At 69.3% G+C, this 22,459-nt stretch carries 19 protein-coding genes; 11 read left to right on the plus strand and 8 right to left on the minus strand.

The window, feature by feature from the left end; translation table 11 throughout:
- Positions 1-3 precede the first annotated feature (3 nt).
- Positions 4-855, plus strand: a complete 852-nt coding sequence (gene mtnP, locus P1Y20_RS08515) for an S-methyl-5'-thioadenosine phosphorylase (protein WP_304448235.1) — start codon at positions 4-6, stop codon at positions 853-855.
- Positions 856-1,181: 326 nt separating this feature from the next.
- On the opposite strand, the gene P1Y20_RS08520 is transcribed toward mtnP, so the two are convergent.
- From P1Y20_RS08520 to P1Y20_RS08530, 3 genes are read right to left on the minus strand one after another with little or no spacing between them, the layout of a single operon-like run.
- Complete coding sequence (locus P1Y20_RS08520) at positions 1,182-2,168, minus strand: segregation and condensation protein A (protein ID WP_304448236.1); 987 nt, start codon at positions 2,166-2,168, stop codon at positions 1,182-1,184.
- A complete protein-coding gene (gene smc, locus P1Y20_RS08525; RefSeq protein WP_304448237.1) occupies positions 2,161-5,727 on the minus strand; it encodes a chromosome segregation protein SMC in 3,567 nt (1,188 codons plus the stop codon). Before smc ends, P1Y20_RS08520 begins: the two co-directional genes overlap by 8 nt.
- Before the next feature lie 23 nt (positions 5,728-5,750).
- Positions 5,751-6,002 carry a DUF7518 family protein gene (locus P1Y20_RS08530; protein ID WP_304448238.1) on the minus strand — a complete coding sequence of 84 codons (252 nt, stop codon included), beginning with the start codon at positions 6,000-6,002 and terminating at the stop codon, positions 5,751-5,753.
- A 102-nt stretch (positions 6,003-6,104) separates the two neighbouring features.
- Between P1Y20_RS08530 and P1Y20_RS08535 the strand changes: the two genes are divergently transcribed.
- A complete protein-coding gene (locus P1Y20_RS08535) occupies positions 6,105-6,980 on the plus strand; it encodes an alpha/beta fold hydrolase (protein WP_304448239.1) in 876 nt (291 codons plus the stop codon).
- Between the two features lie 6 nt (positions 6,981-6,986).
- Here P1Y20_RS08535 and P1Y20_RS08540 read toward each other — a convergent pair whose 3' ends face one another.
- Positions 6,987-8,666, minus strand: coding sequence for an aldehyde ferredoxin oxidoreductase C-terminal domain-containing protein (locus P1Y20_RS08540; protein ID WP_304448240.1), 1,680 nt, complete (start codon positions 8,664-8,666; stop codon positions 6,987-6,989).
- A 115-nt stretch (positions 8,667-8,781) separates the two neighbouring features.
- Here P1Y20_RS08540 and gatB point away from each other — a divergent pair, with 115 nt between their 5' ends.
- The 3 genes from gatB (at position 8,782) to P1Y20_RS08555 (ending at position 12,601) form a co-directional block, all read left to right on the plus strand.
- Entirely contained in the window at positions 8,782-10,263 is a 1,482-nt protein-coding gene (gatB, locus tag P1Y20_RS08545; protein ID WP_304448241.1) for an Asp-tRNA(Asn)/Glu-tRNA(Gln) amidotransferase subunit GatB, read from the plus strand.
- A gap of 214 nt (positions 10,264-10,477) precedes the next feature.
- A complete protein-coding gene (locus P1Y20_RS08550; RefSeq protein ID WP_304448242.1) occupies positions 10,478-11,092 on the plus strand; it encodes an ArsR/SmtB family transcription factor in 615 nt (204 codons plus the stop codon).
- Between the two features lie 6 nt (positions 11,093-11,098).
- Positions 11,099-12,601 carry a S8 family peptidase gene (locus P1Y20_RS08555; protein WP_304448243.1) on the plus strand — a complete coding sequence of 501 codons (1,503 nt, stop codon included), beginning with the start codon at positions 11,099-11,101 and terminating at the stop codon, positions 12,599-12,601.
- Positions 12,602-12,613: 12 nt separating this feature from the next.
- Here P1Y20_RS08555 and P1Y20_RS08560 read toward each other — a convergent pair whose 3' ends face one another.
- Positions 12,614-13,090, minus strand: coding sequence for a hypothetical protein (locus P1Y20_RS08560; RefSeq protein ID WP_304448244.1), 477 nt, complete (start codon positions 13,088-13,090; stop codon positions 12,614-12,616).
- Between the two features lie 253 nt (positions 13,091-13,343).
- Between P1Y20_RS08560 and P1Y20_RS08565 the strand changes: the two genes are divergently transcribed.
- The 4 genes from P1Y20_RS08565 to aspS all read left to right on the plus strand — a co-directional run bounded on the left by P1Y20_RS08565 (position 13,344) and on the right by aspS (position 18,704).
- Complete coding sequence (locus P1Y20_RS08565; RefSeq protein ID WP_304448245.1) at positions 13,344-15,860, plus strand: DNA topoisomerase I; 2,517 nt, start codon at positions 13,344-13,346, stop codon at positions 15,858-15,860.
- Between the two features lie 54 nt (positions 15,861-15,914).
- Positions 15,915-16,628 (plus strand): phosphoglycerol geranylgeranyltransferase, encoded by a 714-nt coding sequence (locus P1Y20_RS08570; RefSeq protein ID WP_304448246.1) that lies wholly within the window; start codon positions 15,915-15,917, stop codon positions 16,626-16,628.
- A gap of 81 nt (positions 16,629-16,709) precedes the next feature.
- Positions 16,710-17,360 (plus strand): helix-turn-helix domain-containing protein, encoded by a 651-nt coding sequence (locus P1Y20_RS08575; protein ID WP_304448247.1) that lies wholly within the window; start codon positions 16,710-16,712, stop codon positions 17,358-17,360.
- A gap of 39 nt (positions 17,361-17,399) precedes the next feature.
- Positions 17,400-18,704: an aspartate--tRNA(Asn) ligase gene (gene aspS, locus P1Y20_RS08580; protein ID WP_304448248.1), complete on the plus strand. Its 1,305-nt coding sequence runs from the start codon at positions 17,400-17,402 to the stop codon at positions 18,702-18,704.
- A 50-nt stretch (positions 18,705-18,754) separates the two neighbouring features.
- Here the strand turns inward: aspS and P1Y20_RS08585 are convergent, their stop codons facing one another.
- Positions 18,755-18,952 (minus strand): helix-turn-helix transcriptional regulator, encoded by a 198-nt coding sequence (locus tag P1Y20_RS08585; protein WP_304448249.1) that lies wholly within the window; start codon positions 18,950-18,952, stop codon positions 18,755-18,757.
- On the minus strand, positions 18,949-19,371 hold the full coding sequence (locus P1Y20_RS08590) for a DUF2178 domain-containing protein (RefSeq protein WP_304448250.1): 423 nt from the start codon (positions 19,369-19,371) through the stop codon (positions 18,949-18,951). The genes P1Y20_RS08585 and P1Y20_RS08590 overlap by 4 nt, the downstream gene beginning before the upstream one ends.
- 220 nt (positions 19,372-19,591) lie before the next feature.
- Here P1Y20_RS08590 and P1Y20_RS08595 point away from each other — a divergent pair, with 220 nt between their 5' ends.
- Entirely contained in the window at positions 19,592-20,422 is an 831-nt protein-coding gene (locus tag P1Y20_RS08595; protein ID WP_304448251.1) for a bacteriorhodopsin, read from the plus strand.
- A gap of 9 nt (positions 20,423-20,431) precedes the next feature.
- Here the strand turns inward: P1Y20_RS08595 and P1Y20_RS08600 are convergent, their stop codons facing one another.
- Complete coding sequence (locus P1Y20_RS08600) at positions 20,432-20,959, minus strand: DUF8159 domain-containing protein (protein ID WP_304448252.1); 528 nt, start codon at positions 20,957-20,959, stop codon at positions 20,432-20,434.
- 104 nt (positions 20,960-21,063) lie between these two features.
- Between P1Y20_RS08600 and P1Y20_RS08605 the strand changes: the two genes are divergently transcribed.
- Entirely contained in the window at positions 21,064-22,332 is a 1,269-nt protein-coding gene (locus tag P1Y20_RS08605; RefSeq protein ID WP_304448253.1) for a cation:proton antiporter, read from the plus strand.
- Positions 22,333-22,459 lie beyond the last annotated feature (127 nt).

A 22,459-nucleotide genomic window follows, 5' to 3' on the forward strand; every position in this document is an offset into this window, starting at 1 on the left:
GGTATGACAGTCGGATTCATCGGTGGGAGCGGTATCTACGAGGCGCTCGACCTGGAGAACGTCCGCGAGGAGGCCGTCGAGACGCCCTTCGGCGAGCCGAGCGAACCGGTCACTCTCGGCGAGATGGGTGGGACCGAAGTGGCGTTCCTCCCGCGTCACGGCAAGAACCACCAGCGCGACCCGACGGAGGCGCCCTACCGGGCGAACATCCACGCGCTGAAACAGGTAGGCGTCGAGCGCATCCTCGCGAGCAACGCCGTCGGGAGCCTCCGCGAGGACCTCCCGCCCCAGTCGCTGCTCGTCCCCGACCAGATATTCGACCGGACGCGCCACCGTCCCTACACCTTCTTCGAGGAGGGGATGGTCGTCCACATGGGCTTCGCCGACCCCTACTGCCCGCACATGGTCGACCACCTCGCCGGGGCGGCCGACGCGGCGACCGACGACGGCGCCGAGAGGGGCGGGACGTACGTCTGCATCGAGGGGCCGCAGTACTCCACGCGCGCCGAGAGCGAGTTCTTCCGCGCGCAGGGCTGGGACGTCGTCGGCATGACCGCCATCCCCGAGGCGAAACTCGCCCGCGAGGCGGAGATGTGCTACGCCACCGTGACGGGCGTCACCGACTACGACGTCTGGAAGGAGGACGCCGAGGTCACGCTGGACGAGGTGCTCGAGAACGCCGCGGCCAACGAGACGGCCATCAAGCGCGTCATCGAACACGCCATCGAGACGTTACCCGAGGAGCGCGAGTGCGACTGCGGTCACGCCCTCGAGGGGACCATCAACACGCCGACCGAGCACATCCCGCTGGAGACCCGCGAGCGCGTCGAGTTGCTCGCCGGCGACTACCTCTGACGCTGCCGTCGGCGTCGACGCCGTGACGCTGGGGCGGTCGCTACGCGTCGAGCATTCCGCCGAAGAAGAGGGGAGTTCAGCGGCCGTTCTCGCGGACGTATCTGAGCGCCTCGGCCAGCGTCTTCGGGTCGACTCGTCCTTCCGTCTCGTCCAATCGCTCGCGGAACCAGGATGGCGTCATATCGTGCTATCCGCTATCATTGAACAAGATACTTTCGACGGTTGCGACCGGTAAAGCACCACTTACACGATAGACCGTTTACAAATCGCCGGGGAGTTGATAGCGTATTGAAAGGAGACGCGGGCGTACCGTCACCGGCGACGGGTCAGTCCGCGACGGCTTCCTCGGGCGTCTCGGCCCCGGCCGGGTCCCGAATCCAGAGGTCGCCGAAGAGGTCGTCCTGCTGGAGGGTCACCTGTCCCCGGTGGGCGAGAAAGAGCAGGCCGAGGAACGTCTCGACGCGCGACCCGCCCGTCTCCTCCACCTCGGCGAACAGCACCTCCGCGCGCCCGGCGTCGTACTGTTCGCGGAGCGCGCGGTCGACGCGCCGGATGGTCTCCTCGATGTCCTCGGCGTGGGCGGTGCCGGTGACGTCGTCGGCCGTCGGTTCGTCGTCGACGCGGAAGTCGTCGCCCGCGTGGTAGTCGAGCGTCTGCGTCCCGCGGCGGAACCCGCGCGGCGAGTCGCTCGTGTCGTAGGTGCGCGACTCCTTCCACCACGACCCGCGCTCGGCCTCGCGCAGTTCGCGCACGAGTTCGTCGAGCGTCCGGGGCTTCCCGCGGGCGCGCTTGCGTTCGAGGCGGCGGTCCATCTCGCGTTCGAGCGCGTCGAACGGGTCCGGGCCGTCCCACTCCTTGCCGTCCGCGTCGGGCGGGACCTCCCACTCGTCCCAGTCGTCCCACTCGGCCGGTTCCTCGGCCTCCTCGGATTCGAGCAGCGCGTCGCTCTTCATCCGCAGGAGGACGCTCGCGTAGAACAGCGCCCGACCACCCGTCCGGAGGTCACCCCCGTCGAGCGCCGCGAGGAACTTGTCCGTCACGGCGACGATGTCGATGTCCCACGGCGCTATCTCCCCCCGGTCGGCCAACTGGACGAGCAGTTCGACGGGTTCGACCTCGCCGGTGTCGCCGGTGTCGCCGGTGTCGTCGACGTCGTCGTCAGTCGGTGCCGAATCGTCCTCCACCGTCTCCGCTGCCTCCGCGTCGAGCGGAGGGTCGCCGGCTTCGTCGGCGTCGCGCGCGTGGTCGGTCCAGGAGAAGGCGACGCCCTCGCCGCCGTCGGGACGGGCGTCCTCGGGGTCGCGCTCAGTCATCCGCCGTCACCCCCGTCGCCGCGAGGTCGATGCCCGTCACGGCGCTCACGTTGTCGGCCTGCATGGTGACGCCGATGGCGCGCTCGGAGCGTTCGAGCAACGCCGAGCGGTGGGAGACGACGACGAACTGGGCGGTGTCCGCGAGTTCGTCGACGAGTTCGCCGACCGCCTCCGCGTTCGCGGCGTCGAGGAAGGCGTCCACCTCGTCGAGCGCGTAGAACGGCGCCGGGTTGTGCCGCTGGATGGCGAAGATGAACGCGAGCGCCGTCAACGACTTCTCGCCGCCGGACATCGCCGCGAGGCGCTGGACGGGCTTGTCGCCCGGCTGGGCCTTCATCGTCAGCCCGCCCTCGAACGGGTCTTCCTCGTCCTCCAGGTGGAGGGTGCCCGTTCCGCCCGAGAGCCGCTCGAAGATGTCCGTGAAGTGGGCGTCGATGGCCTCGTAGGCCTCCATGAACGTCTCGCGCTTCATCGACTCGTAGCCCTCGATGCGCTCGACGATGCCGTCGCGCTCCTCGACGAGCGTGGCGCGTTTCTCCTCCAGTTCCTCGAGGTCGTCGGCCACGTCGTCGTACTCCTCGATGGCGAGCATGTTGACCGGTTCGAGGTCGGCCATCTCCCCCTCCAGCCGCTCGATTTCGGCCTCGACGGTGTCGTGGTCCGGGATGGCCTCTGGGTCGTACTCGCCGACCTGCGCGGCGAGTTCGTCGACCTCCCACGCCAGGCGCTCGACCGTCTCGCGGCGGTTCTCCAGACGGTTCTCGACGGTCGCGACGGTCTCTTTCACCTCGTCGCGCGCCTCCCGGGCCTCCCGGAGGTCGGCCTTCAGCGCCTCGCGCTCGTCCTTCAGTTCGGCGAGTTCGTCCTCCAGGTCGGCGACCTGCTCGGCTTTCTCCTCGAGCGCCGCCTCGCGTTCCTCGACCTCCGCGGCCAGCTCGTCGACGCGTGACTCGGCCGCAGCCTTCCGGTTCTGGGCGTCCTCGATGGTCTCGTGGAGTTCCTCGATGGCCTCCTCGGCGTACTGTTTCTCCAGGCCGAGTTCGTTCAGGTCGCCGTCGAGGTCGTCCATCTCCGACTCCAGGTCGGCGACGTCGGCGCGTATCTCCTCCGCGCGTTCGGTGAGTTCCGCCACCTCGGAGTTGCGCAGTTCCGCCTCCAGCTCGTCGATGCGCGCCTCGACGTCCGCGATGGTCTCGTTCTGGGCGGTGATGTCCGCTTCGAGGGCCTCCATCCGGGCGGCGACGTCGTCGCGCTCGGCGTCGAGTTCTTCCAGTCGAGCCTCCTTCGCCGCGACGCTCTCGCGGACCTCCTCGATGCGCCCCTCGACGCGCTCGATGTCGCTCCGGATGTCGCGGACGGTGTCGGCCGCGTCGGCCTGCCGGTCGCGGGCGTCGTCGAGGCGACTCTCCACGTCGCGGACCGCCTCGCGCGCCTCGCGGCGCTCGTCCTCCAGCCGGGCGATGCGTTCGGCGACGCGCTCTAGCTGACCCTTCCCCGAGGAGAAGGAGTAGCGCGACCCGCTGCGCGACCCGCCGGTCATGGCGCCGCTCTTCTCGACGAGTTCGCCGTCGACGGTGACCATCCGGAACTGCCCCATCAGGTCGCGGGCCGTCGCCATGTCCTCGACGACGAGCGTGTCGCCGACGACGTAGGAGAACACGCCGGCGTACTGTGGGTCGAAGTCGACGAGGTCGTAGACGAAGCCGACCACGCCGTCGTTGCTCGGCGCGCTCGGCAGCGACCGCTGGTGCATCTTGTTGATGGGCAGGAACGTCGCGCGACCCGCGTTGCGCGACTTCAGGTACTCGATGCCGCGCTGGCCGACGCCGTCGTCGTCGACGACGACGTGCGCGAGGCGACCCCCCGCGGCCGTCTCGCAGGCGGTGGCGTACCGACTGGAGACGTTCCCCAGCTGGCCGACGGTGCCGTGGACGCCGTCGATGTCGGCGTTGAGTACGGTCGTGACCGCCCGGCCGTAGGAGCTGTCGCCCGACTGGCCCGCCTTCGCCTCCAGTTCGGCGTACTCCTGCTGGGCGGCGTTCACCTCGTCTTCGAGGTCGTCGAGGTCCTCCTGCAGGTCGTACTTCTCCGCGCGGAGGTCGTCGACGACCGACTCGATGGTCGCCTTGTTCTTCTCGGCCTTCTCCAGTTCCGCCTCCAGGTCGGCGCGGTCGGCCTCCAGCTCGGGAATCGTCGCTTCGAGGTCGTCGATCTCCTCGCGCAGGTCGCGCTGGTCGTTCGAGCGACGGCGCGCCTCGTCGAGCAGGCGGTCCTGCTCGCGCTGGAGTTCGTTCTTCTCGGCCTTCGCCGCCTCCAGGTCGTCACGTGCGTCCTGTAGGTCCGATTGCAGCTGGTCGTACTCGGTGTCGACGGACTCGATTTCGGCCTCGACCGTCGCCAGTTCCTCCTCTTTCTCCAGTACCTCGGCCTTCAGCGAGGACTTCTCGACCTTCAGGTTCCGGATGCGGGCGTCGAAGTCGTCGACCTGCTCCTGCTTGCGGTCGAGTTTCACGAACGCCTGCCGGCGCTTCGACTCGGCCTCATCGATGCGCTCGCGGGCGCTCTCGGCCTTGTCCTCGAGGCGGGCGATGTCGCCCTTTATCTCCTCTATCTCGCGCTTGACCCGGAGCTGTTCGTCCTCGCCGGTGCGCTCGATTTCGGCGTTCATGTCCTCCAGGTCCTCCTCGAGGCGGAGGACGGTGCCCTGACGCTCGTCGAGGTCGCGCTGGCGTTCCTCGAGCGTCGCCTCGTCGCGCTCGACCTTCGTCTCCGTGCGGTCGAGGCGCGCGCGCTTGTCCTCGAGTTCGGCGGCCCTGAGGTAGCCCTCGAACTCCGCGCGCTCCTCCTTCAGCGACTGGTACTGGAGGGCGGTCTCGCGTTCGTCCTCCAACTGGTCGAGGCGCTCGTGTTTCTCCTCGATGCGGAGGTCGGCCTCGTCGACGCGCTCCTCGACCACCTCCAGTTCGGCCATCGCGTCGGCCTTGCGCGCGTCGAACTCCGCGACGCCCGCTATCTCGTCGATTATCTCCCGACGCGAGCCGGGGGTCATGTTGATTATCTCGGTCACGTCGCCCTGCATCACGACGTTGTACCCCTCGGGGGCCACCCCCGCCTGCGCGAGGAGGTCCTGGATGTCCGAGAGGTTCACGGACCGGCCGTTCAGGTAGTAGTACGAGTAGTAGTTGTCCTCGGTCTGTTTGACCCGCCGACGGATGGATATCTCGTCGACGTCGCCGACGCTGTCGGTGCCGGCGGCGTTGACGACCTGCGACCGCGTGAGGGTGCCGTCGCCGTTGTCGAGGACGACCTCGACGCTCGCCTCGCGTTCGCCGGCGAAGGCGGCGCCGTCGTCGTCGGGGTTGTAGATGAGGTCGGTGAGCTTCTCCGCGCGAATCCCGCTGGTGCGCGCCAGCCCGAGGGCGAACAGGATGCTATCGATGATGTTCGACTTCCCCGACCCGTTCGGACCGCTGATGGTCGTGAAGTCCTCGTAGAAGGGGATTCGGGTCTTTCGGCCGAAGCTCTTGAAATCGTCGAGGACGAGCTCTTTGATGTGCATGGGGGCGCTCGTTGGCGGACCCCTTACGCGACGATTATCTCGTCGCTGCCGGAGTCTTCGCTCTGGTCGTCGTTGTCCTGTGCGGCTTTGTCACCTTCGGATTCCGGCTCGACCTGTCGGCCCTCGATGATGTCGTCGTCCTCGGGCGCGACCGCCTCCTCGAGCGTCGCGAGCCGTTCCTTGCACTCGACCAGTTCGTCCGTCAGGCCCGTCACGGAGGCTTCCAGTTTGCGGACACGTGCCTCGAGTTCCTCCACGCGATTGCCACTAGCCATGTGAAACATCCACCGTCGCGGACGTATAAACATGCGTCAGACAATGACAACTTCGTTGACATCTCTCCGAACGACTTCGGTGTCGGCGCGCGTAGGACCGGTATGGTTCAGCGAACGCGCGACCTTCCGGGCACCTCGCGGTACGTCACGACCGACGGCGTCACGCTCCACGTCCGGGCGGTCGGTCCGGAGGACGGTCCACTCGCCGTCTTGCTCCACGGCTTCCCCGAGTTCTGGTACGGCTGGCGCCACCAGCTCGACGCGCTCGCCGGGGCGGGCTACCGGGTCCTGATACCCGACCAGCGCGGCTACAACCTGAGCGACAAGCCCGAGGGGACGAGCGCGTACCGCGTCGACCGACTCGTCGAGGACGTCGTCGGCCTGCTCGACGACGCCGGCGCGGAGACGGCGCGCGTCGTCGGCCACGACTGGGGGGCGATGGTGGCGTGGTGTCTCGCGCTCGACCGCCCGGGGCGCGTCGAACGCCTCGGTATCCTCAACGTCCCTCACCCGGCCGCGTTCGGTGAGACCTTGCGAGAGGACTGGCGACAGGGCCTCCGGAGCTGGTACGCGGGGTTCTTCCAGCTCCCGCGGGTGCCCGAGCGCGTCCTCCGGGCGCGCGAGTTCGAACTCCTGACGCGGGCGCTCACCGACGGCTCCCGACCGGGGACGTTCTCGGAGGTGGACCTCGCGCGCTACCGGACGGCGTGGGGGCGCCCCGGTGCGCTCACGGCGATGCTGAACTGGTACCGGGCGAACGGTCTCCGGAGCGACCTGTTCGACCGGCGGGGGCGGGTGAGCGTCCCGACGCTCGTGCTGTGGGGTGCGCGCGACACGGCGCTGGTCCGGGAGAACGCCGCCCGGAGCGTCGAGTACTGCGACGACGCCGACCTCGTCCTGTTCGAGGACGCGACCCACTGGCTCCAGCACGAGAAACCCGAGGCGGTGAACGGCCACCTCGTCGAGTTCCTCGACTAGGGCGGGTCAGTCGGCAGTAGACGCGTCCACCCCGTCGAACCGGTCGTCGGGGACGACGCCGTCCTCGCTCCACCCCCGGAGCCCGTAGTACTCCCGCACGGACGAGGTAAGGTCGGGGACGTCGTAGAGGAGGGTGTCGTCGGCCGCGTCGAACCCACGGCGGTTGTTGAAGTGACGTTCGCGTTCCACGACGTCAGCACCGACGGCCAGCAGGTCCTCGTAGTCGGCGTCGAACAGCGTCGCGAGACGGTCGGGTTCGACGATGCGCTCCGAGAACGCACAGACGATACCCGAGTCCCGGAACGCATTGCGGTTCTCCCCCTCGACGAGCGTCGTGGCCGTCCCGGCGGTCCCCTCCCGGTCGACGTGGCCGTTGTACCCGAGCGTGGGCATCCGGGCGTAGAGGTGGTCCGCGCCGCGGTTCGAGACGGCGTACTGCAGGCCGAGGGGGTGGAGCGCCCGGCCGTCGTGGGCGGCGAACTCCATCCCCTTGACTGTCCAGTCCTCGACGCCGAGTTCCCCGTGAGCGCGGTGGACGCCCTCGGCGAGCAGGTCGCCGACATCCTCGCGGTGAGCGATGTCCCTGGTGATTTCGCGGGCGAGTTCGGCGTCCCCGAACGCGTCCTCGCTAGCGAGGTACGCGGCGACGGTGACGCCCGCGGAGATGGTGTCCATCCCGAGCGTGTCACAGAGTTCGTTGGCGCGCATCACGTCGACGATGTCGCCGACGCCCTGGTTCGACCCGAACGCGTAGACCGTCTCGAACTCCGGTCCCTCCGTCTCGACGCCGCTGGCCTCGTCACGGGTCGGGAGTTTGCAGGCGAACGCACACTGCGAGCAGGTGCCCTTCTTGTACTTCTTGGCCTCGACGGCGGCGCCACCGATGTCGGCGGCGTGCTCGAAACTGCGCTCGGAGAAGTACCGGGTGGGAAGCGAGAACTGCGCGTCGATGAACTCGGTGTAGCTCGTCGTCCCCTGTCGCCGCATCGGGCTGTCGCTGGTCGCGGCCTCGCGGGTCACCTCGTCGGCCACCTCGCTCGCGGCCTCGGGGAGGTCGACGGCGGCCGGTGCGTCCCCGGAGAACGTGACGGCCTTGACGTTCTTCGACCCGAGGACGGCCCCGAGACCGCCCCGGCCGAACGCCCGCCGGTCGAACGTCATGACGCTGGCGAACCGGACGCGGTTCTCGCCGGCCGGCCCGACGGTGATACAGTGTTCCGGGCCGAGCCCCCGGTGCTCGGCGACGTAGTCGGACACCTCGGGGACGAGCGCCCCCGCCAGTTCGGGGACCGCCTCGAACTCGACGCCCTCGTCGGTGACGTGAACCGCGAGCAACTCGTCGCTCCGTCCGACGAGTTCGAGCGCGCTGATACCCGTTGCGGCGACGTTCCGCGATAGGTAGCCGCCGGCGTTCGTCGAACAGAGCCCGCCGGTCAGCGGCGAGAGGCCGGTCATGTTCGTCCGGCCGGTGAAGCTCATCCGGGACTGCTGGAGCGGGCCGATGGAGAGGTAGACCCGGTTGTCGGGTCCGAACGGGTCGGCGTCGAACGGAACCCGCTCGTGGGCGAGTCGGGTCGCGGTCGCACGGCCGCCGACCGTCTCCGCCAGCACCTCCTCGATGTCGGTCCGTCGCGCGGTCCGGGTCGTCACGTCGACCGTCAGGAGTGGGCCCGCTGCGTGAAGCATGATACTACTTGTCGTGGCGCGAGATAAGTGTCGTGTCCGTTGACGTGTCTCCGGCGACGGGGCGACCCCACGTGGTCCCGACACCCTTTAGCGCCCCCGACGGGACAGTCCAGTAATGACAGCGCAGACGACCCGGGCGCGCGAACACGCCGTCGTCATCGGACTGGAGGTCCACGTCCAGCTCGAGACGGCCACGAAGCTCTTCTGTGGCTGTTCGACCGACACGGCCGACGACGCGCCCAACACCCACACCTGCCCCGTCTGTCTCGGCCTGCCGGGGGCGTTGCCCGTCGTCAACGAGGCCGCCGTCGAGGCCGCCGTAAAGGTGGGGAAGGCCATCGACGCCGGCATCCCCGAGGAGACCCGGTTCCACCGGAAGAACTACTACTACCCCGACCTGCCGAAGAACTTCCAGATAACGCAGTACGACGAACCCATCTGTCAGGACGGGTCGCTCGAAATCAGCGTCGAGGGCGAGCGCCGCGTCATCGACATCGAGCGCGCGCACCTGGAGGAGGACCCCGGGTCGCTGAAACACGAGGGCGGCGCCATCGACCGCGCGGAGTACACGCTCGTCAACTACAACCGCGCCGGGACGCCGCTGATGGAGATCGTCACCCGCCCCGACTTCCGCTCGCCCTCGGAGGTGCGGGCGTTCCTCGCGAAACTGGAGGAGGTCCTGGAGTACCTCGGGGTGTTCGACGCCGAGCGCGACGGGTCGCTCCGGGTGGACGCGAACATCTCGCTCGTGCCGAACGAGGAGGTCGACGCGGACGGGAGCATCTCCGGAACGGCGCTCGCCGCCGCCAACCGGACGGAGGTGAAGAACATCTCCAGTCACAAGGGCGCGGAGAAGGCGCTGGCCTACGAGGTGACCCGTCAGCGAAACGCCGTCCAGCGTGGCCGCGAGGTCGAACAGGAGACGCGCCACTGGGACGAGGCGCGCGGCGTCACCGTCTCGATGCGCTCGAAGGAAGCCGAGAAGGACTACCGCTACTTCGCCGAGGCCGACCTCCCACCCATGCAGGTGTCGGGGTGGAAGGAGGAGATTCCCATCCCCGAACTCCCCGACGCCCGCCGCGAGCGCTTCCGCGCGGAGTACGGCCTCGGCTCGGAGGCGGCCTCGAAGCTCACCTCGACGAAGGCGGTGGCCGACTTCTACGAGGCGCTCACCGAGCGGTTCGACCCCGAGTTCGCGGCCGCCTGGACCGCCGACCGCCTGCTGGGCGAACTCAACTACCGCGACATGCCGCTGTCGGCCGTCGAGCGAGGGGACGTCGTCCGCCTGCTCGAACTCGACGACGAGGGGGAGATAACGACGAAGAACGCGGAGGAGGTCGTCCTCCGGGCGATGCTCGACGAGGGCCTCGCCCCCGACGAGGTGGTCGAGCGCGAGGACCTCGGGACGACCGACGACGACGAGGTGGCGGCGGCCGTCGCGGCGGCCGTCGCGGACAACCCCGACGCCGTCGCGGACTACCACGCCGGCGAGGACGGCGCGCTCAACTACCTCGTCGGGCAGGTGATGGCGGCCACCGGCGGGAGCGCCGACCCCGGGACGGTCAACCAGTTGCTCCGCGCGGAACTCGACGAGTAGCGACGAGGAACGCGACGGACGACGACGGGGGTCCGTGGCCGTCGGGTGCGGTCGTGACCGGGTCGGACTCGACACGTTCGACGACGAACATGATTCTTCGTTGAAATCCCCGAAATCAAACGTCCAGAGCGCTGTACCAATTCTCGACGGTCAGGAAGCGAAGTGAAAAAAAGTTACCGCAAATATTTGTACCCAGGGGGGTAAGTGCAGTACAATGTCAGGGCTGTTGCCAACTAGCACCGATGCCAGCTCTGAGCAGGAGGGGGAACTCCGCACCCTGTGGCTCGACAGCGACGACGCCGGGGAGTTGCTCTCCTCGCTCTCGTCCGACACGGCCCGCGCCGTCCTGACGGCGCTCCACGAGCGGCCCGCGACCGCCTCCGAAGTCGCGGACAGCGTCGACACCTCGCTGCAGAACGCCCGCCACCACCTCACGAACCTCCGGGAAGCCGGTCTCGTCCGCGTCGCCGACACCCGCTACTCGCAGAAGGGTCGGGAGATGAACGTCTACGCGCCGAGCGAGGACCCGCTCGTCGTGTTCGTCGGCCGCAAGGAGCGAAAGACGTCGTTCCTCGACTCGCTGCGCGGCCTCGTCGCGGCCGTCGGTGTGCTCGGCGTGCTGAGCCTGTTCGTCCAGTGGCTCGCCACCCCCGCGGGGGTGGCGAGCGACTCGCTCCCGCGGATGGCCGACAGCGTCGGGAGCGGGGGGGCAGCCACGGCGCCGCTGTCGCTCCCGCCCGGCGCGCTGTTCTTCGCCGGCGGGTTGCTCGTCGTCGCCCTCCTCCTCGCCTGGCAGCGCTGGAACCGGCTGGACCGACCGACCGTCTGAACCCCGATGGAGCCCCGCGACCTCCTCGCGGTGATGGTCGTCTGTAGCCTGCTCGCCGTCCCGCTCACGACGCTCCCCGGGACCACGGGCCACGACCCGGCCGACCGGGACACGGTCACGGTCGAGGAACTGAAGGACCACCTCTACGGTCCCGACCCCGCCGAGACGGCGACCGTCGACCGGGAGGTCCGGGTCGTCCTCGAGTTGGCAGACCAGGGGAACGTCCCGGCGTCCGAGGGACTCGACATCGGCCGGGTCTACACCGCTGAGGGTACCCGTCACGTCGAGGCGTCGGTCCCCGTCGGGACGGTTCGCGCGCTGGCGAACGACCCGAGCGTGCAGTCGGTCCGCTTCGCCGACCCCCAGGACGTCGCGGACGACCTCGTCGCGCCGGGCGTCTCGGTCGTCGGCGCCGACGCGCTCCACGACGAGGACGTCGTCGGTGAGAACGTCACCGTCGGGGTCATCGACAGCGGCTTCCGGGTCGGCCACCCCTCCGTCGTCGGTAGCGTCGGCTCCTACCGGTCCTTCGACGACGACTCGTCCGACGACTGGCGCCACGGGACCGCGGTGGCGAGCGTCGTCGCCGACACCGCACCCGGGGCGACGCTCCACCTCGCGTCCATCGGCGACACGACGACCGAAGCGGAGTACCGGGCGGCCGTCGAGTGGCTCGAGGAGGCCGGCGCCGACGTCATCGTCGACGCCGGGAGCTACTACGGTCAACCCGGCGACGGGACGGGGAGTATCGCCCACGTCGCCGCGGAGGCGGCCAACGAGACGGTGTTCGTCACCTCCGCCGGGAACCACGCCGAGCGCTACTGGCGGGGGAACCACACGCCCGACGACCCCGAGTGGGTCGAGTTCGACGACGACGTCGACGGCAACTACCTGAACGGCGGCGAACCCATCGAGGGGACCGTCTCGCTCACCCTCCGGTGGGACGAGTGGCCCGAGACCGAGACGGACTACGACATCTACCTCCTGCGCGAGCGCATCGGCGCGCGCGACGTCCCCGTCGCCACGGCGACCGGGCACGACGGCCGGCCGTTCGAACACCTGCAGACGACCGTCCCCGAGGGGCGGTACTACGTCGCGATACGGGGCGACGGCGTCGAGTCGTCGTCGACGCTCGAACTGTTCGGCAACCACGAACTCTACCACTGGACGACGGGCGGTCAGAGCGCCCCCGCGACGGCCCCCGGCGTGGTCACCGTCGGCGCGAGCGCGGACGGCGCGCTCCAGCCCTACAGCGTCCGCGACGGGGTGGACGTCGTCGCGCCGGACACCGTCGGCGCCGAACGCCTCGACGTCGAGGGCGGGACGTCCTTCGCCGCCCCCTACGTCGCGGGGGTCGCGGCGCTGCTCGTCGGCGAGCACCCCGACCTCCGGCCCGAGGAGGTTCGCGCGCTCCTCGCGGAGAACGCGACGGCCATCGAGACGGACGACGGCGAGTACGACTTCGGTCGGGTGAACGCCACGGCCAGTTTCGGCGCCGTGGCGGCGTAGCGGCGTAGGGGGCTACTCCTCGCGCGCCAGCAGACGACGGACGGACGACGTGCGGTAGGTCGTCGCCGCCGCGTCGACCCGGAAGAGGTAGACCGCGAGGACGAGCGCGATGGCCTCCGCCGTCTTCGCGGCCGTCTCGATGGGTTCGCCGACGAAGTGCTGGACGGTACTCACGAGGAGGCTGGCGTCGTGGGTGTGCCCGAGGCTGGTGTTGTGGACGACGAGCCACGCGACGATCTCCGCGAGCATGAGGGCCGCCGCCAGCGCGTAGGCCGTCCGGTAGGAGAGCAGTCCCGCCCACACCGCGAGGACGCCGACGACGATGGCGACGACGGAGAGGGCGATGAGCACCGTCGTCGTTCGGGGGGTGGCTCCCGACTGCAGCACCGCCGCGAGGTTCGGCGCGATGTCGGCGAGGTGGATCAGGGCGTCGAGGGCGAGCAACTGCAAGAGCAGTAGCCTGACGCCCGGGATGAGTCGCTGGTCCATGGAGAGGGTAACGAGCGGACGGGCAAATGGGTTTCAGGTTCCGACGGCCGGTGCGTCGACGGAGCGACGCCCGGCGGTCGGGCCGGTCTGTGTGTCGCGGGGGGGCCGGCTGCATCCTCGCGCACACTCGCGTGCGTGTGTCCGCGGACGCGCATCCGCCCGCAGTCGCCCGGTTTTCCGCCGCGAAACACCCGAAAGGGTTAGAACCCCGGTCGGCTTATCCCCGCGACATGACGCGGAGAGGTGGGTCCCCGTGGAGTTGATCATCACCGAGAAGGACAACGCGGCGCGACGCATCGCCGACATCCTCAGCGAGGGGGGCGCGAGCGTCGAGCGGCGCAACGGCGTCCCCGTCTACCGCTGGGGCGGGCGGCGCTGTATCGGCCTGTCCGGCCACGTCGTCGGCGTCGACTTCCCGCCGGAGTACGCCGACTGGCGCGACGTCCAGCCGGTGGAACTCGTCGACGCCGAGGTGGTGAAGACCGAGACCCAGGAGAACATCGTCGCGGCGCTGCGCTCGCTGGCGCGCGAGGCCGACAGCGCCATCGTCGCCACCGACTACGACCGCGAGGGCGAACTCATCGGCAAGGAGGCGTACGAACTCGTCCGCGAGGAGGCGGACATCCCCATCGAGCGGGTGCGCTTCTCCTCCATCACCGACCGCGAGGTGACGGGGGCGTTCGCCGACCCCGAGGAACTGGACTTCGACCTCGCGGCGGCCGGCGAGGCGCGCCAGATCGTGGACCTGATGTGGGGGGCGGCGCTGACGCGCTTCCTCTCGCTGTCGGCGAAGCAACTCGGCGAGGACTTCATCTCGGTGGGCCGGGTGCAGTCGCCGACGCTGAAGCTCATCGTCGACCGCGAGCGCGAGATAGAGGCGTTCGACCCCGAGGACTACTGGGAACTGTTCGCCGACCTCTCGAAGGACGAGGAGGCGTTCGAGGCGCAGTACTTCTTCGAGGACGAGGACGGCACCGAGGCCGAGCGCCTCTGGGAGGAGGCGACGGCCGACGCCGTCTACGACCACCTCCGGGGTGCGAGCGCGGCGACGGTCGAGTCGGTCCGCCGACGGACCCGGACCGACGACCCGCCCGCGCCGTTCAACACCACCCAGTACATCCGCGCGGCCGGGAGCCTCGGCTACTCCGCCCAGCGCGCGATGAGCATCGCGGAGGACCTCTACACCGCCGGCTACCTCACCTACCCGCGGACGGACAACACCGTCTACCCGGAGGACCTCGACGAGCGCGACCTGCTGGAGACGTTCGCGACCCACCCGCGCTTCGGCGAGGACGCCGAATCGCTCCTCGAACGCGAGGACATCGAGCCGACCAGCGGCGACAAGGAGACGACCGACCACCCGCCCATCCACCCCACCGGCGAGTTCCCCACCGAACTCTCCGACGACGAGTGGGAGGTGTACGAACTGGTCGTCCGGCGCTTCTTCGCCACCGTCGCCGACCCGGCGACGTGGGCGCACCTGCGCGTCGTCGCCGCCGTGCCGGGGGGCGAGACGGTCGAGGACTGCCGCCTGAAGGCCAACGGCAAGCGCCTCCTGGAGGAGGGCTACCACGCCGTCTACCCCTACTACTCGACCAGCGAGAACTACGTCCCCGAGGTCGAGGAGGGCGAGGAGCTGGCGATTCGCGAGGTGCGCCTCGACGCGAAGCAGACCCAGCCCCCCCGCCGGCGCGGGCAGTCCCGGCTCATCGAGACGATGGAGTCGATGGGCGTGGGGACGAAGGCGACCCGCCACGGCACCCTCCAGAAGCTCTACGACCGCGGCTACGTCGAGAACGACCCGCCGCGGCCGACGAAACTGGCAATGGGCGTCGTGGAGGCCGCCGAACGCTTCGCCGACCTCATCGTGAGCGAGGAGATGACCGCCCAGCTAGAGCGGGACATGACCGCCATCGCCGAGGGCGAGGCGACGCTCGACGAGGTGACCGACGAGTCCCGTGACATCCTCAAACGGGTGTTCGCGGACCTCCACGAGTCGCGCGAGGAGGTCGGCGAGCACCTCCGGTCGGCGCTGAAGGCGGACAAGATACTCGGCCCGTGCCCCGAGAGCGGGCACGACCTGCTCGTGCGCCGCTCGCGGTGGGGGTCGTACTTCGTCGGCTGTGACGGCTACCCCGACTGCGAGTACACCCTTCCCCTGCCGAACCGCGGCGAACCGCTGGTGCTCGACGAGACGTGCGAGGACCACGACCTCCGTCACGTGAAGATGCTCGCCGGGCGCAACACCTACACCCACGGCTGTCCGCAGTGCCAGGCCGAGGCGGCCGACGAGGCCGACGACGAAATAATCGGGACGTGTCCGGAGTGCGGCGAGGAGGAGGGCGGCGAACTCGCCATCAAGACCCTCCGGTCCGGGTCGCGGCTGGTCGGCTGTACGCGCTACCCCGACTGCGAGTACTCCCTGCCGCTACCCCGTCGCGGCGACATCGAGGTGACCGACGAGTTCTGCGAGGACCACGACCTGCCCGAACTGGTCGTCCACAACGGCGACGAGCCGTGGGAACTGGGCTGTCCCATCTGCAACTACGCGGAGTACCGCGCCCGGCAGGTCGCCCAGGCCATCGAGGACCTCGACGGTATCGGGAAGAAGACGGCGGAGAAGCTCGCGGCGGCGGGCATCGAGAGCCTGGAGGACCTGCAGTCGGCGGAGGCCGACACCGTCGCGGCTGAGGTCCAGGGCGTCAGCGCCGACCGTATCCGCGAGTGGCAGGCCCAGGCCCAGGCCCAGCGCGGTGCGAGCGCGGACTGAACGGACGGTCTCCCGTTCCGAAGGCGTTTTGTCCGGTGGTCGGAACGGAGAGGTATGAACGCGTGGGCTGATTGGGACCACATCGTAAAAGTCGACCCCGACAAGACCTTGCCGGAGGGCGTCACCTACGAGGACGTCTGTGCGACGGGGACCGACGCCATCGCCGTCGGCGGGACGATGGGCGTGACCGAGGAGAAGATGGCGCGGGTCGTCGACGCCTGCGCGACGTACGACGTCCCGGTGTACATCGAACCGAGCGGGACGTCCGTCGTCGTCCACGACGACGGCCTCGACGGCTACCTCATCCCCGTCGTGTTCAACGCGGGCGACGTGGCGTGGATCACGGGCGCGCACAAGGAGTGGGCGCGCCTCGACCACGACATCGACTGGGACCGCACGTTCACCGAGGCGTACATCGTGCTCAACGAGGACTCCTCGGTGGCGACCTACACCGAGGCGGACTGCGACCTCGACCCGGACGCGGTGGCCGCCTACGCGACGGTCGCCGAGCGCATGTTCGGCCAGGACATCGTCTACATCGAGTACTCGGGGACGCTCGGCGACACGGCTCACGTCGCCGCGGCCCACGACGCGCTCGACGAGGCGACGCTGTTCTACGGCGGCGGCGTCCACGACTACGACTCCGCACACACGATGGGCCAGCACGCGGACGTCGTCGTCGTCGGCGACCTCGTCCACGACGAGGGCATCGATGCGGTCGAGGCGACCGTCCGCGGCGTGCGCGACGCGAAGCAGGTCCCGCAGTAGACGGCGACGACCACACAGCCCCGACCCGGCCGAACCTGTCGGCGGTAAGGTTATTGACAATAGAGGACAGAACACCGACCAATGAGCGTCGTCGCCGCATACCGCACGGCATCCCCGAACCTCGTCCTCGCGAGCGCGGTGTCGGCCGTCCCGTCGGTCACGGTCGAGGTCACGCGCTCGGTCCCCACCGACGGCGACCGCCCCCGCCTGTTCTTCTGGGTCGACGGCGGCGGTGACGGTGACCTGACCGCCTTCGAGACGGCGATGGAGGAGGACGCGACCGTCACCGACGTGGAAGCGGTCTGTGAGACCGACGGGGCACGGCTCTACCGCGCGCAGGTGACGCGCGCCGCGAGGGTGTACGCCGAGGCGGACTGGTCCGACGTGGAGGCCCGTCACTACGGGACGTGGTTCGAGGAGGGGTGGTGGTACGGCGTCACGCGGTTTCCCGACCGCCGGACGCTCGCGGGCTACCGGGCGTTCCTCGACCAGGTCGGGGTGCGGTTCGAACTGCTCGACCTGTTCGAGTCGACGGACGCGAGCGCCGACTACGGCCTGACGGCGCGTCAGCGCGAGACGCTGGAACTCGCCCACGAGAACGGGTTCTTCGAGATTCCCCGTCGGTCGACGATGGGCGACATCGCCGAGGCGTTCGACGTCTCCGAACAGGCCATCAGCCAGCGCCTCCGCCGGGGGTACGCCCGGCTCGTCGAGTCCGCGCTCATCGAGTAAATCGACCGATTTTAACTTACCCGGCGAAAACGGGGCGGCATGGAGAACCGAACGTACACCGCGGACGCCGAGCCGGGCGACGACGTCACCGTCGCCGGCTGGGCGCACGAGCTCCGCGACCTCGGCGGCATCGCCTTCCTCATCCTCCGGGACAAGACGGGCAAGATACAGGTCAAGTTCGCCAAAGACGAGATGGACGACGACCTCGTGGAGACCGGCACGGGCGTCTCCCGGGAGTCGGTCGTGAAGGTCGTCGGGCACGTGGAGGAGGAACCGCGCGCGCCGACGGGCGTCGAGGTCGTCCCCGAGTCCGTCGAGGTCGTCGCCCCCGCCGACCCCGAACTCCCCCTCGACCCCTCGGGGAAGGTCGGCGCCGAACTGCCGACCCGCCTCGACAACCGCACGCTCGACCTCCGGCGCGACGAGCCGAAGGCCGTCTTCGAGATTCGCGCCGAAATCCTCCGGGCCGTGCGCGAGTACTTCCGCGAGGTCGACGCGACGGAGATCAACACGCCGAAGATCGTCGCCACCGGGACGGAGGGCGGCACTGAGCTGTTCCCCATCACCTACTTCGGGGAGGAGGCGTTCATGAACCAGAGCCCGCAGCTGTTCAAGCAGCTGATGGTCGGCTCCGGCCTCGAGCGGGTGTTCGAAATCGGCCCCATCTTCCGCGCCGAGGAGCACAACACGCCCCGCCACCTGAACGAGGCGACCTCCATCGACTTCGAGAGCGCCTTCGCCGACCACCGGGAGGCGATGGACGTCTGTGAGGGCGCCGTGCGCGCCGCCTACGAGGCGGTCGCCGAGAACTGCGCCGCGGAACTCGAGGTGCTGGGGCTCGACGACGAGTTCGAGGTCCCCGAGGAGGCGTTCCCCCGCCTCTCCTACGAGGAGGCCATCGAGCGCATCAACGCGACGGGCGAACTCGACGACCAGCTCGTCTGGGGCGACGACCTGCCGACCGAGGGCGAGAAGGCCCTCGGGCGGGACGTCGGCGGTCACTACTTCATCACCGACTGGCCGAGCGAGATCAAGCCGTTCTACATCAAGGACCACGACGACGACTCGGCGCTCTCGACGGGCTTCGACATGATGCACCCGCGCATGGAACTCGTCTCGGGCGGGCAGCGCGAACACCGCCACGACCAGCTCGTCGCCGGGTTCGAACAGCAAGGCCTCGACCCCGAATCCTTCGAGTACTACACGAAGATGTTCCGCTACGGGATGCCTCCCCACGCGGGCTTCGGGCTGGGCGGCGAGCGCCTCGTCATGACGATGCTCGGGCTGGACAACATCCGCGAAGCCGTCCTCTTCCCGCGGGACCGCCAGCGGCTGAGTCCGTAGGCGCGAACCGGTCGGTCGCACTCGGTTTTCGAACGGTGAGGGAGGAGAGGTCAGTCGAGCGCCGGGTCGAACAGGTCCTCGACGCGGCAGTCGAAGTGCGCCGCGAGCTTGAACGCCAGTTCGAGCGACGGGTCGTAGCGTTCGCGCTCGATGGCGTTGATGGTCTGGCGGGTGACGCCGACGGCGGCCGCGAGGTCGGCCTGGCTCATCCCGACGTCGCCGCGGCGTTGGCGGAGCGCGTTGTTCATCGTCCAGAGCGGACCCACGCGTAGGCGACGCCGAAGACGACGTACACCGAGACGTAGGCGTAGAGCGCGGGCCAGACGGCGGCGGGGACCGCGTAGTCGCTCACCAGCGGGAGGACGCGCGCGGCCGACGCGCCGACGACCAGCACCGGCGCGAGGGCGAGGAGGGCGAGCTGGCTGGCGCGGCGTTCGAGCGCCCGGTCTCGCTCGTCGAACAGGGTGACGGACGTGCCGAACCAGACGGCGAGGAAGCCGAGGACGCCCAGCCAGTAGACGGCCTCGCCGGCGAGTGGGTAGTCGAGGACTCTGAGCGCGAGGCTGAGGCCGACGCCGCCGAGGAGGGAGCCGACCATCAGCCGGCGGTAGCGGCGTTGCTTGGAGAGCCGATTCGTCGCGGGGGGGACGGTTCGATTCTGGGTCATGGCGAGGTGTAAAGCGGACGGTCCGTAAAGCACGCTTTACAGTAAAGGACACTTTACACAGCGATATAACGCTGTCGGTAGATACGAAATCCGATATGAACACATCGATGAGCGGTTCGGAGTCCTCTTCACGTCCGGAACAGTCCCCGTAGCGAGGGACCGGCGATTGCTGCCGTAATGACCGTAAGATTACAAGTGCGTCCGGGGCCTCTCGGTACGTATGGTCGTACCAACCCCACCGTTCACCGTCGTCGGGCCGCTCCAGGCCGACGACCTCGTCGCGGAGGCGCTGTCGAACGCGCTGCTCGCGAGTTCGCTCTGGCTGAACGTGGCGCTGATGGGGGTCGCGTTGCTCCTGTTCACCTACCTCGGGCGCGGGGTGACCGACGAGTACGCCCGTCTCATCCTCGTCGCCACCATCGGCATCCCCGCGGTGTCCATCGCGAGCTACCTCGGCCTCATCAGCGGCCTGACGGTCGGTGTCGTCGACATCCCCGGTCGAGGCGAGTCGGTGACGCTGTGGGGGCGCTACCTGACGTGGACGTTCTCGACGCCGCTCATCCTCGTGGCGCTCGGGCTGTTGGCGGGGACGAACGTCACGAAGCTGTTCACCGCCGTCGTCTTCGACGTGGCGATGTGCGTGACCGGACTGGCGGCCGCGATGACCTCGCGGGCGCTGTGGCTCCGCTGGGCGTGGTTCGCGCTGAGCACCGCGTTCTTCCTCGTCGTCCTGTACGTGCTCCTCGTCGAGTGGCCGCGCGACGTGGCCGACCAGGACCCGTCGGTGCAGCGGCTGTTCGGACGGCTGAAGTACCTGACCACGGTGCTCTGGGTCGGCTACCCGGTCGTCTGGGCGCTCGGCACCGAGGGACTGGCGCTGTTCGGGACGGGGGCCACCGGCCTCGCGGCGACCTCGTGGCTGTACACCCTCCTCGACGTGGGCGCGAAGTTCGTCTTCGCGCTGTTGCTCGTGCGGTTCCTCGCCACCGAACGACCCGTCGTCACCCGGCACGGCCTCGACCGGGAGCGGGCAGAACCGGCCGACGACTGAGCGGACCGCTCACGCGGTCGTGACCGTCCCGAGCACTTTCTCACCGTACTCCTTCGTCGTGAGGACGCCGCGCTCGTACTCGTCGACCCACGCGGCGAGCACCGCGTACTCCCCGACCGGCTCCCCCTCGAAGAAGGTCGTGGCGGAGAGCGTCCGGCGGTCGTCGGCACCCCCGACGTACGCGGCGTAACAGCCGGCGACGACGCCGAGGGGGTCGGCGAGTCCCCCGTCGTCGAAGGGGTGGTCGAGCGCGAGGTAGCCGTCGTTCGATTCGAGGCGTTCGACGACTACGTCGCGCTCCTCGAGGGCCGTCCGGAACGCGTCGAGGTCGGCTATCGTCACCGGCGCCGACTCGACCCCCCGCTTCACGATGTCGGTCTTCTCCGTCACCGGGAGGTCGGGGACGAGGCCGCTCACCGGACGCGAGTCGCTGACGGACTTCGGCGCCCCCTCGGCCGGCCCCTGCGCCCGGTCGAGACAACCGGCACCGCCGACGAGGCCGGCGAGCGCGAGGGTGACGAACGTGCGTCTTCGCATTCGAGGGGAGTCACGCGGGGGCCGCAAAAACCTGTGCCACGCGTCTGCGCCCGGGCGTCACGTCGGCTCGAAGCTATTTCAGCCCCCCTCGAGTAGCGCTCGACATGGCGCTCTCTCAATACGAAATCGCCCTCGTCGTCGCCGGCGTCGTCCTTCTCGGTGTGGTGGTGCTCTCCCGGGTCGTCGCCGACCGACCCATCTCGCTGCCGATTCTCTACGTCGCCTTCGGTGCCGCCCTCTTCGGCCTCCCGCTCGGCTTCCCGGCGCCGAACCCCCTCGAACACGGCGAGGCCGCCGAGCGACTCACCGAGTTCGGGGTCATCGTCGCGCTGATGGGTGCGGGGCTGAAACTCGACCGCCACCCCGGGTGGCCGGAGTGGGCCTCGACCGTCCGCCTGCTCGCGGTGACGATGCCCCTGACCATCGCCGCGGCGATGGCGCTCGGCTGGAGCGTCCTCGGTCTCACGGTCCCGACGGCGATGCTACTGGGGGCGGTCCTCGCCCCGACCGACCCCGTCCTCGCCTCGGAGGTGGAGGTCGAGGAGCCGACGGAGGGCGAGGAGGACGAACCGACCCCCCACGTGGAGGGGATGGGCGACGAGGTGCGCTTCGCGCTCACCTCCGAGGCGGGACTGAACGACGGCCTCGCCTTCCCCTTCACCTACCTCGCTATCCTGTTCGCGCTGGTCGGCCTCGCACCCGTCGACTGGGCGGGCGAGTGGGCGCTCGTCTACGTCGGGTACAAGGGAGTCGTGGGCGTGGCCGGCGGGGCGGCCCTCGGCTGGCTACTGGCGCGACTGGTCTTTCGCTTCGGCGCGGAGACGCCGCTCGCGCGCTCGCTCGCCGGCCTCGAAGCCCTCGCCGGAACGCTCCTCGTCTACGGCGCCGTCGAGTTCGTCGGCGGCTACGGCTTCCTCGCCGTGTTCGTCGCCGCCGTCTCCCTCCGCGACTACGAGCGCGAACACGAGTACAACGACGCGCTCCACGACGTCGCCGAGCTGGTCGAGTACCTCCTGATGGTGACAATCATGGTGCTGCTCGGCGGCGCGCTGGCGACCGGCCTCCTCGAGCCGCTCACGGCGGAGGCGGCGCTCGTCGGCCTCGCCGTCGTCCTCGTCGTCCGTCCGCTGGCCGGCCTCGTCGGCCTGCTCGGCTTCGACCGTTCGGCCGGCGAGCGCGGTGCCATCGCCTTCTTCGGTATCCGGGGTATCGGGTCGTTCTACTACCTCGCCTACGCGCTCAACAGCGCCCCGTTTCCGCAGGCAGACCTCGTCTGGGCGCTGGTCGGCTTCGTCGTCCTCGTCTCGGTCGTCCTCCACGGCGTCACGGCGACGCCGGTCATGAACCGCCTCCAGGGAACGCAGCAGGGGTGAGGAATCGACTCGGGTCCGGATACAGTCTCGCGCGGCGAAACCGGCCAGCGCATGGCCAAGGTTCACAGTCGTCGGGGCCCCCTCGTCGATTGGGGTGACGGAAATACTCGTGTGTGCCATCCGCCCC

The sequence above is a fragment of the Halomarina ordinaria genome, assembly GCF_030553305.1.
GTDB lineage: Archaea > Halobacteriota > Halobacteria > Halobacteriales > Haloarculaceae > Halomarina > Halomarina ordinaria.